This is a genomic window from Pseudomonas sp. OF001, assembly GCF_904426495.1.
Taxonomy (GTDB): Bacteria; Pseudomonadota; Gammaproteobacteria; order Pseudomonadales; family Pseudomonadaceae; genus Geopseudomonas.
This window is the reverse complement of the sequence record NZ_CAJGBM010000063.1, coordinates 123771-132592: the sequence shown is the minus strand read 5'-3', so window position 1 is coordinate 132592 and position 8822 is coordinate 123771. Positions and strand designations below refer to the sequence as shown.

20 protein-coding genes are annotated in these 8822 nt (G+C 60.2%); all 20 read left to right on the top strand.

From position 1 onward, the window contains the following. Positions 1 to 51: 51 nt before the first annotated feature. The 20 genes from rpsJ to rpmD all read left to right on the top strand — a co-directional run bounded on the left by rpsJ (position 52) and on the right by rpmD (position 8821). Entirely contained in the window at positions 52 to 363 is a 312-nt protein-coding gene (gene rpsJ, locus RA210_RS20170) for a 30S ribosomal protein S10 (protein ID WP_003103876.1), read from the top strand. Positions 364 to 450: 87 nt separating this feature from the next. Continuing rightward, entirely contained in the window at positions 451 to 1080 is a 630-nt protein-coding gene (rplC, locus tag RA210_RS20165; RefSeq protein ID WP_136490995.1) for a 50S ribosomal protein L3, read from the top strand. A 15-nt stretch (positions 1081 to 1095) separates the two neighbouring features. Then, the gene (gene rplD, locus RA210_RS20160) at positions 1096 to 1698 is read left to right on the top strand and encodes a 50S ribosomal protein L4 (protein WP_136490996.1); all 603 of its coding nucleotides are present in this window, start codon (positions 1096 to 1098) and stop codon (positions 1696 to 1698) included. Further along, on the top strand, positions 1695 to 1997 hold the full coding sequence (rplW, locus tag RA210_RS20155) for a 50S ribosomal protein L23 (protein ID WP_136490997.1): 303 nt from the start codon (positions 1695 to 1697) through the stop codon (positions 1995 to 1997). The genes rplD and rplW overlap by 4 nt, the downstream gene beginning before the upstream one ends. 14 nt (positions 1998 to 2011) lie before the next feature. Then, positions 2012 to 2833 carry a 50S ribosomal protein L2 gene (gene rplB / locus RA210_RS20150; protein ID WP_136490998.1) on the top strand — a complete coding sequence of 274 codons (822 nt, stop codon included), beginning with the start codon at positions 2012 to 2014 and terminating at the stop codon, positions 2831 to 2833. 17 nt (positions 2834 to 2850) lie between these two features. Further along, on the top strand, positions 2851 to 3126 hold the full coding sequence (gene rpsS / locus RA210_RS20145; RefSeq protein ID WP_201487804.1) for a 30S ribosomal protein S19: 276 nt from the start codon (positions 2851 to 2853) through the stop codon (positions 3124 to 3126). Between the two features lie 11 nt (positions 3127 to 3137). Beyond that, positions 3138 to 3470: a 50S ribosomal protein L22 gene (rplV, locus tag RA210_RS20140; protein ID WP_136491000.1), complete on the top strand. Its 333-nt coding sequence runs from the start codon at positions 3138 to 3140 to the stop codon at positions 3468 to 3470. Between the two features lie 13 nt (positions 3471 to 3483). After that, positions 3484 to 4170: a 30S ribosomal protein S3 gene (rpsC, locus tag RA210_RS20135; protein WP_136491001.1), complete on the top strand. Its 687-nt coding sequence runs from the start codon at positions 3484 to 3486 to the stop codon at positions 4168 to 4170. Between the two features lie 14 nt (positions 4171 to 4184). After that, positions 4185 to 4598: a 50S ribosomal protein L16 gene (rplP, locus tag RA210_RS20130; protein WP_136491002.1), complete on the top strand. Its 414-nt coding sequence runs from the start codon at positions 4185 to 4187 to the stop codon at positions 4596 to 4598. Continuing rightward, the gene (gene rpmC / locus RA210_RS20125) at positions 4598 to 4789 is read left to right on the top strand and encodes a 50S ribosomal protein L29 (RefSeq protein ID WP_003093720.1); all 192 of its coding nucleotides are present in this window, start codon (positions 4598 to 4600) and stop codon (positions 4787 to 4789) included. The genes rplP and rpmC overlap by 1 nt, the downstream gene beginning before the upstream one ends. Positions 4790 to 4791: 2 nt before the next feature. Beyond that, positions 4792 to 5058 carry a 30S ribosomal protein S17 gene (rpsQ, locus tag RA210_RS20120; RefSeq protein WP_136491003.1) on the top strand — a complete coding sequence of 89 codons (267 nt, stop codon included), beginning with the start codon at positions 4792 to 4794 and terminating at the stop codon, positions 5056 to 5058. A 22-nt stretch (positions 5059 to 5080) separates the two neighbouring features. Further along, the gene (gene rplN / locus RA210_RS20115; protein WP_090306378.1) at positions 5081 to 5449 is read left to right on the top strand and encodes a 50S ribosomal protein L14; all 369 of its coding nucleotides are present in this window, start codon (positions 5081 to 5083) and stop codon (positions 5447 to 5449) included. 12 nt (positions 5450 to 5461) lie between these two features. Then, complete coding sequence (gene rplX, locus RA210_RS20110; protein ID WP_136491004.1) at positions 5462 to 5776, top strand: 50S ribosomal protein L24; 315 nt, start codon at positions 5462 to 5464, stop codon at positions 5774 to 5776. A gap of 19 nt (positions 5777 to 5795) precedes the next feature. Beyond that, entirely contained in the window at positions 5796 to 6335 is a 540-nt protein-coding gene (gene rplE / locus RA210_RS20105) for a 50S ribosomal protein L5 (protein ID WP_136491005.1), read from the top strand. Between the two features lie 13 nt (positions 6336 to 6348). After that, positions 6349 to 6654, top strand: coding sequence for a 30S ribosomal protein S14 (gene rpsN, locus RA210_RS20100; protein ID WP_090350184.1), 306 nt, complete (start codon positions 6349 to 6351; stop codon positions 6652 to 6654). A gap of 178 nt (positions 6655 to 6832) precedes the next feature. Next, positions 6833 to 7225 carry a 30S ribosomal protein S8 gene (gene rpsH, locus RA210_RS20095; protein WP_136491006.1) on the top strand — a complete coding sequence of 131 codons (393 nt, stop codon included), beginning with the start codon at positions 6833 to 6835 and terminating at the stop codon, positions 7223 to 7225. Positions 7226 to 7237: 12 nt separating this feature from the next. Continuing rightward, positions 7238 to 7771, top strand: coding sequence for a 50S ribosomal protein L6 (rplF, locus tag RA210_RS20090; protein WP_201487803.1), 534 nt, complete (start codon positions 7238 to 7240; stop codon positions 7769 to 7771). Between the two features lie 10 nt (positions 7772 to 7781). Next, positions 7782 to 8132, top strand: a complete 351-nt coding sequence (gene rplR / locus RA210_RS20085) for a 50S ribosomal protein L18 (protein ID WP_090306395.1) — start codon at positions 7782 to 7784, stop codon at positions 8130 to 8132. 3 nt (positions 8133 to 8135) lie between these two features. After that, entirely contained in the window at positions 8136 to 8636 is a 501-nt protein-coding gene (gene rpsE / locus RA210_RS20080) for a 30S ribosomal protein S5 (RefSeq protein ID WP_136491008.1), read from the top strand. A gap of 2 nt (positions 8637 to 8638) precedes the next feature. Next, a complete protein-coding gene (rpmD, locus tag RA210_RS20075) occupies positions 8639 to 8821 on the top strand; it encodes a 50S ribosomal protein L30 (RefSeq protein WP_090213051.1) in 183 nt (60 codons plus the stop codon). Position 8822 lies beyond the last annotated feature (1 nt).

The following is an 8822-nucleotide window of genomic DNA, read 5'->3' as shown; positions in this document are numbered from 1 at the left end:
TTTACCGGGCGTATTCCGCTTGGTGGGAATAGCATAGAGTCTGAGGTCAAAATGCAAAACCAACAAATCCGTATTCGGTTGAAGGCTTTTGACCACCGCCTGATCGATCAATCTACCCAGGAAATCGTGGAAACCGCGAAACGTACTGGTGCTCAGGTCCGTGGTCCGATCCCCCTGCCGACCCGCAAGGAGCGGTTCACCGTGCTGATTTCTCCGCACGTCAACAAGGATGCGCGTGATCAGTACGAAATTCGTACTCACAAGCGTGTGCTCGACATCGTTCAGCCGACCGACAAGACCGTCGACGCGCTGATGAAGCTCGACCTTGCTGCTGGCGTCGAAGTACAGATCAGCCTCGGCTGAAATCCATCCCCGGATTTCGGTCGTGTAACGCTCTGAAATGGGCGGCCATAGCGGGTGAAAGCCCCGTACACTCAAGAGGTTCAAGACATGACTATTGGTGTAGTCGGTCGTAAGTGCGGCATGACCCGCATTTTCACCGAAGAAGGTGTCTCTATTCCGGTTACGGTCATCGAGGTCGAGCCGAATCGCGTCACCCAGTTCAAGAATGAAGAGAGCGATGGCTATCGCGCCGTACAGGTGACTGTCGGCGAGCGTCGCGCTTCCCGTGTGACCAAGGCTCAGGCCGGTCACTTCGCCAAGGCCAGCGTTGCTGCCGGTCGCGCCGTTCTGGAATTCCGCCTCGAAGAAGGCGAGTTCAAGGCTGGCGACCAGCTCACCGTTGAGCAGTTCCAGGCAGGCCAGCTGGTCGACGTGACCGGTCAGTCCAAGGGTAAAGGCTACGCCGGTACCATCAAGCGTTGGAACTTCCGCGGCCAGGACAACACCCACGGCAACTCCGTTTCTCACCGTGCTCCGGGTTCCATCGGCCAGTGCCAGACTCCTGGTCGAGTGTTCAAGGGCAAGAAGATGTCCGGTCACCTGGGCGCCGAGCGCGTGACCGTGCAGTCCCTGGAAGTTGTTCGTGTCGATGCCGAGCGCAATCTGCTGCTGGTCAAGGGCGCTGTCCCAGGTGCCACTGGCGGTGACGTGATCGTGCGTCCGGCTGCCAAGGCTTAAGGGGAGATTCGAGAGATGCAACTGAATGTGAACGGTGCGCAGGCGATCGAAGTCTCCGAGCGTACCTTTGGTGGCGAGTTCAATGAGACCCTGGTGCACCAGGCTGTCGTCGCCTACATGGCTGGCGGTCGTCAGGGCTCCCGCGCCCAGAAGACCCGCGCCGAAGTGCGTGGCGGTGGCAAGAAGCCGTGGCGTCAGAAGGGTTCGGGCCGTGCCCGTGCCGGTTCCAGCCGCAGCCCGATCTGGCGTGCCGGTGGCGTGACTTTCGCCGCCAAGCCGCAGGATCACGCGCAGAAGCTCAACAAGAAGATGTACCGTGCCGCCCTGCGCTCGATCCTGAGCGAACTGGTGCGCCAGGAGCGTCTGGTCGTTGTTGAGGACTTCGCCGTGGACGCGCCGAAGACCAAGGCTCTGGTAAGCAAGCTGGGTACTCTGGGTCTGAACGACGTGCTGATCGTGACCGACGCTGTCGACGAGAACCTGTACCTGGCAGCGCGCAACCTGCCGCACGTCGACGTCCGTGACGTGCAGGGTTCCGACCCGGTCAGCCTGATCGCCTACGACAAGGTGCTGGTCACCGTGTCCGCCGTGAAGAAATTCGAGGAGCTGCTGGGATGAACCAGGAACGCGTATTCAAAGTGCTGGTTGGCCCGCACATCTCCGAGAAGGCCACGACCCTTGCCGATGGCAAGAGCCAGTTCGTTTTCAAGGTTGCCACCGACGCAACCAAGCTGGAAATCAAGAAGGCCGTCGAAAGCCTGTTCGGCGTCAAGGTCGAGCGCGTCAGCACCCTGAACGTCAAGGGCAAGACCAAGCGCACCGCGCGTGGCTTCGGTAAGCGCAACGACTGGAAAAAGGCGTACATCGCCCTCCAGCCGGGCCAGGACCTCGATTTCACCAGCGGCGCCGCTGAGTAAGGTAGGAGTGCATCATGGCAATCGTTAAGTGCAAGCCGACTTCCGCTGGCCGCCGTTTCGTGGTCAAGGTTGTCAATGCCGACCTGCACAAGGGCGCTCCGTACGCTCCGCTGGTCGAGAAGAAGAGCAAGACCGGTGGTCGTAACAACAACGGTCGCATCACCACCCGCCACATCGGCGGTGGTCACAAGCAGCACTACCGTCTGGTCGACTTCCGTCGCGACAAGGATGGCATCCCTGCCATCGTCGAGCGCGTGGAATACGATCCGAACCGTACTGCCCACATCGCCCTGCTGAAGTACGCAGACGGCGAGCGTCGTTACATCATCGCGCCGAAGGGCGTGAGCGCTGGCGACCAGCTGATCTCCGGTGCCCACGCGCCGATCAAGGCTGGCAACAGCCTGCCGCTGCGCAACATTCCGGTCGGCTCCACCATTCACGGTATCGAGCTGAAGCCGGGCAAGGGTGCCCAGATCGCGCGTTCCGCCGGTGCATCCGTGCAGCTGGTCGCTCGTGAAGGTGCCTACGTGACCCTGCGTCTGCGCTCCGGCGAGATGCGCAAGGTCCTGGCCGAGTGCCGCGCTACCCTGGGCGAAGTCTCGAACTCCGAGCACAGCCTGCGTTCGCTGGGCAAGGCCGGCGCCAAGCGCTGGAAAGGTGTCCGTCCGACCGTTCGTGGCGCCGCCATGAACCCGGTTGACCACCCGCATGGTGGTGGTGAAGGTCGTACCTCCGGTGGCCGTCATCCGGTATCGCCGTGGGGCTTCCCGACCAAGGGCGCGAAGACCCGTTCCAACAAGCGCACCGACAACATGATTGTCCGTCGCCGCAAGTAACGTAGAGGGATACGACAGTGCCGCGTTCTCTGAAAAAAGGTCCGTTTATCGATCTTCACCTCATCAAGAAGGTCGAAGTGGCGGTGGAAAAGAACGACCGTAAGCCGATCAAGACCTGGTCGCGTCGTTCGATGATCCTGCCGCAGATGGTCGGTCTGACCATCGCCGTGCATAACGGTCGTCAACATGTCCCGGTTCTGGTGAACGAAGACATGGTCGGCCACAAACTGGGCGAGTTTGCCGCTACCCGCACCTATCGCGGTCATGTGGCCGACAAGAAAGCCAAGCGTTAAGGGGTAAGGAAATGGAAGTAGCCGCTAAGTTGTCGGGCGCTCGCATCTCCGCCCAGAAAGCCCGCTTGGTCGCCGACCAGATCCGCGGGAAGAAGGTGGGTGAAGCGCTCAACCTGCTGGCATTCAGCAGCAAGAAAGCCGCCGCCGTCATCAAGAAAGTGCTGGAATCGGCCGTGGCCAACGCCGAGCACAACGAAGGCGCCGACGTGGACGACCTGAAGGTCTCCACCGTCTACGTCAACGAAGGGCGCTCGCTGAAGCGCATCATGCCGCGCGCCAAGGGCCGTGCTGATCGCATCGTCAAGCGGTCTTGCCATATCACTGTCAAGGTTGCGGACAAGTAACGGAGTCGATCAGATGGGTCAGAAAGTACATCCCACTGGCATTCGCCTGGGCATCGTCAAGGAGCACACCTCGGTCTGGTACGCTGACAAGCGTACCTACGCCGACTACCTGTTCACCGACCTCAAGGTCCGTGAATACCTCCAGGACAAACTAAAAAGCGCGTCCGTGAGCCGCATCGACATCGCTCGTCCGGCTCAGACTGCACGCATCACCATCCACACCGCTCGTCCCGGCATCGTGATCGGCAAGAAGGGTGAAGATGTTGAGAAGCTGCGTCAGGACCTGACCAAGCAGATGGGTGTGCCGGTGCACATCAACATCGAAGAGATCCGCAAGCCGGAACTCGACGGTTTGCTGGTTGCGCAGAGCGTAGCTCAGCAGCTGGAGCGTCGCGTGATGTTCCGTCGCGCCATGAAGCGCGCGGTGCAGAACGCCATGCGCATTGGTGCCAAGGGCATCAAGATCCAGGTGAGTGGTCGTCTGGGCGGTGCGGAAATCGCCCGTACCGAATGGTACCGCGAAGGTCGTGTGCCCCTGCACACCCTGCGTGCCGACATCGACTATGCCACCTACGAAGCGCACACCACCTACGGTGTGATCGGCGTCAAGGTTTGGATCTTCAAGGGCGAGGTCATCGGTGGCCAGCACGAAGAGCTCAAGCCGCAAGCGCCTGCGCCTCGCAAAAAAGCTGCTAAGTAAGAGGAGTACGCAACATGCTGCAACCCAAGCGTACAAAATTCCGCAAGCAGATGACCGGCCACAACCGTGGTCTGGCTCAGCGCGGTAGCAAGGTCAGCTTCGGCGAGTTCGCGCTGAAGTCTGTTAGCCGTGGTCGTCTCACCGCACGTCAGATCGAGGCCGCACGTCGCGCCCTGACCCGTCACGTCAAGCGTGGCGGCAAGATCTGGATCCGCGTGTTCCCCGACAAGCCTGTCACCAAGAAGCCCCTCGAAGTTCGTATGGGTAAAGGTAAGGGTGGCGTCGAGTACTGGGTAGCCCTGATCCAACCGGGCAAGGTCCTGTACGAGATCGAAGGCGTTTCCGAAGAGCTGGCTCGCGAGGCTTTCGCCCTGGCGGCTGCAAAGCTGCCGCTCGAGACCACCTTTGTTAAGCGGACGGTGATGTGATGAAAGCGAACGAACTTCGTGAAAAATCCGTTGAGCAGCTGAACGAGCAACTGCTCGGCCTGCTGCGCGACCAGTTCAATCTGCGCATGCAGAAGGCAACTGGCCAGTTGGGGCAGTCTCACCTGCTCTCGCAAGTGAAGCGCGACATCGCTCGCGTGAAAACTGTGCTCAACCAGCAAGCAGGTAAGTAATCATGGCTGAAGCTCAGAAGACCGTCCGTACGCTGACCGGCAAAGTCGTCAGCGACAAAATGGACAAGACCATCACCGTCCTGATCGAGCGCCGCGTGAAGCACCCGATCTACGGTAAATACGTGAAGCGTTCGACCAAGCTGCACGCCCACGACGAAAGCAACCAGTGCCGCCTGGGTGACCTGGTCACCATTCGCGAGACTCGTCCGCTGGCCAAGACCAAGGCCTGGACCCTGGTCGAAATCGTCGAACGTGCCGTGGAAGTCTAAGGACTAAGGGTCGGAGAAAGATATGATTCAGACTCAATCCATGCTCGACGTCGCCGATAACAGCGGTGCTCGTCGCGTGATGTGCATCAAGGTCCTGGGTGGTTCGCACCGTCGTTACGCCGGTATTGGCGACATCATCAAGGTCACCGTGAAGGAAGCGATTCCGCGCGGCAAGGTCAAGAAAGGCCAGGTGATGAGCGCGGTCGTTGTCCGCACCCGTCATGGCGTGCGTCGTCCGGATGGCTCGATCATCCGTTTCGACGGCAACGCCGCGGTCCTGCTGAACAACAAGCAGGAGCCCATCGGCACCCGTATCTTTGGCCCGGTGACTCGTGAACTCCGTACCGAGAAGTTCATGAAGATCGTCTCCCTGGCCCCCGAAGTGCTCTAAGGAGTAGCCGTCATGCAAAAGATTCGTCGTGACGACGAAGTCATCGTCATCGCCGGCAAGGACAAGGGCAAGCGTGGCAAGGTGCTGAAGGTGCTGGCTGACGACCGTCTGGTCGTCGGTGGCGTCAACCTGATCAAGCGCCACACCAAGCCGAACCCGATGCTGGGCGTTCAAGGCGGTATCGTCGAGAAAGAGGCGCCGCTGCACGTTTCCAACGTTGCGATCTTCAACGCCGAAACCAACAAGGCTGACCGCGTTGGCTTCAAGGTCGAAGACGGCAAGAAAATTCGTGTCTTCAAGTCCACCCAGAAGCCGGTTGGCGCTTGAGAAGCATAGGTAAAACACCATGGCACGATTGAAAGATATTTACCGGAACGAAATCGCTCCCAAGCTGAAGGAAGACCTGCAGCTGGCGAACGTGATGGAAATTCCGCGCATCACCAAAATCACCCTGAACATGGGCCTCGGCGAAGCGATCGGTGACAAGAAGGTCATCGAGAACGCGCTGGGCGACATGGAGAAGATCGCTGGCCAGAAGCCGGTGGTCACCTATGCTCGCAAGTCCATCGCCGGTTTCAAGGTCCGCGAGGGCTGGCCGATCGGTATCAAGGTGACTCTGCGTGGCGATCGCATGTACGAATTCCTGGATCGTCTGATCACCATCTCCCTGCCGCGCGTGCGTGACTTCCGCGGCCTGAATGCCAAGTCCTTCGACGGTCGTGGCAACTACAGCATGGGCGTGAAAGAGCAGATCATCTTCCCGGAAATCGATTACGACAAGATCGATGCGCTGCGTGGGATGGACATCACCCTGACCACCACCGCCCGTACCGATGACGAAGGCCGCGCCCTGCTGCGCGCCTTCAAATTCCCGTTCCGCAACTGATTGGAGTAGGAACATGGCCAAAATGAGCATGAAGAACCGTGAGCTGAAGCGTCAGCAAACGGTCGCGAAGTACGCCAAGAAGCGTGCCGAGCTGAAAGCTGTCATTGCCAGCCCGAACTCCACTCCGGAGCAGCGCTGGGAAGCCCTGGTAGCCCTGCAGAAGCAGCCGCGCGATGCGTCGGCCAGCCGTCTGCGCAACCGCTGCCGCATCACCGGTCGTCCGCACGGCTTCTACCGCAAGTTCGGCCTGAGCCGTAACAAGCTGCGTGAAGCCGCCATGCGTGGTGATGTGCCGGGTCTGGTCAAGGCCAGCTGGTAAGACAGACAAGGCTCCTGGGTCCGCTCGGGAGCCCGGTCAAGCGAATCAAGCCCCTCTGGGGCTTGATTCGTTTTTGATCAGTCTCTAGAATGTCTGGCTCGCCTGAGTCCGGCATTCGTGCCCGAGCGCGGGCTAATACAGCCGAAAGGCTTTTTTTTGTTTCAGGAGCATCAAGCCCATGAGTATGCAGGACCCGTTAGCGGACATGCTAACTCGTATCCGTAATGCCCAGATGGCTGAGAAGACTGTGGTGAGCATGCCGTCTTCCAAGCTGAAGGCAGCAGTCGCCAAGGTTCTGAAGGACGAAGGCTACATCGCGGATTACCAGGTCAGCGGCGACATCAAGCAGCAGCTGTCCATCGAGCTGAAGTATTTCGAAGGCAAGCCGGTCATCGAAGAGCTCAAGCGCGTAAGCCGTCCCGGTCTGCGTCAGTACAAGGCTGTCGAGCAGCTGCCGAAAGTTCGCGGCGGTCTCGGCGTTTCCATCGTCTCCACCAACAAGGGTGTGATGACGGATCGCGCTGCTCGCGCTGCCGGTGTCGGCGGCGAAGTACTGTGCACCGTGTTCTAAGGGGGAGTCAGCATGTCTCGCGTTGCTAAGAACCCCGTCAAGCTGCCCGCCGGCGTCGAAATCAGGCTGGCCGGTCAGCAGCTTTCGGTGAAGGGTGCCAAGGGCGCTCTGGAACTGAAGGTGCATCCTTCGGTGGAAGTGATTCAGGAAGAAGGTGAGCTGCGTTTCGCTGCCCGCAACGGCGACCAGCAGACCCGCGCCATGGCCGGTACCACCCGCGCCCTGGTCAACAACATGGTTGTTGGTGTCAGCGAAGGCTTCCAGCGCAAGCTGCAGCTGGTTGGCGTCGGCTACCGTGCTCAGGCCAAAGGTCAGACCCTGTCGCTGGCCCTCGGCTTCTCGCATCCGATCGAGTACGAACTGCCGGAAGGCGTCACTGCCGAAACCCCGAGCCAGACCGAGATCCTGATCAAGGGTGTCGACAAGCAGGTGGTTGGTCAGGTGGCTGCCGAGATCCGCGACTTCCGTCGTCCGGAGCCTTACAAAGGTAAGGGTGTGCGTTACGCCGACGAAGTTGTCCGTCGTAAAGAAGCCAAGAAGAAGTAGGGCATAGCAAATGAGCGACAAGAAAGTTATCCGTCTGCGTCGCGCTCGCCAGGCACGCCTGAAGATGCGCGAGCTGGAGGCCGTACGCCTTTGCGTGTACCGCTCTTCCCAGCACATGTACGCCCAGGTCATCTCGGCCGACGGCGGCAAGGTCCTGGCCAGCGCCTCGACTCTGGACGCGGAGCTGCGTGGCGCTGCCACCGGCAACGTCGAAGCTGCCAAGAAGGTTGGCCTGCTGGTCGCCGAGCGCGCGAAAGCCGCCGGTGTCACCCAGGTGGCATTCGACCGTTCTGGCTTCAAGTACCACGGTCGTGTGAAGGCACTGGCCGATGCTGCTCGTGAAGGCGGGCTGGAGTTCTAAGTTATGGCGAACAACGAGCAGAAGCGCGACGAAGGCTACATCGAGAAGCTGGTTCAGGTTAACCGCGTTGCCAAGACCGTCAAGGGCGGCCGCATCTTCACCTTCACCGCGCTGACCGTGGTGGGTGATGGCAAGGGTCGCGTCGGTTTCGGTCGTGGCAAGTCCCGCGAAGTTCCGGCTGCGATCCAGAAGGCCATGGAAGCTGCGCGCCGCAACATGATCCAGGTCGATCTGAACGGCACCACCCTGCAGTACCCGATCAAGTCCGCCCATGGCGCCTCCAAGGTGTACATGCAGCCGGCTTCGGAAGGTACCGGTGTGATCGCCGGCGGTGCCATGCGCGCCGTCCTGGAAGTGGCCGGTGTGCACAACGTTCTGGCCAAGTGCTACGGCTCGACCAACCCGGTGAACGTGGTGTACGCCACCTTCAAGGGTCTGAAGAGCATGCAGTCTCCGGACTCCGTGGCGGCCAAGCGTGGCAAGAGCGTCGAGGAGATTCTCTGATCATGTCGAATGCCAAGATCAAGGTCACGCTGATCAAGAGCGTGAACGGCCGTCTGGCCAACCACAAGGCGTGCGTCAAGGGCCTCGGCCTGCGTCGCATCAACCACACCGTAGAGGTCCTGGACACCCCCGAGAATCGCGGGATGATCAACAAGGCCTACTACCTGCTGCGTGTGGAGGGTTAAT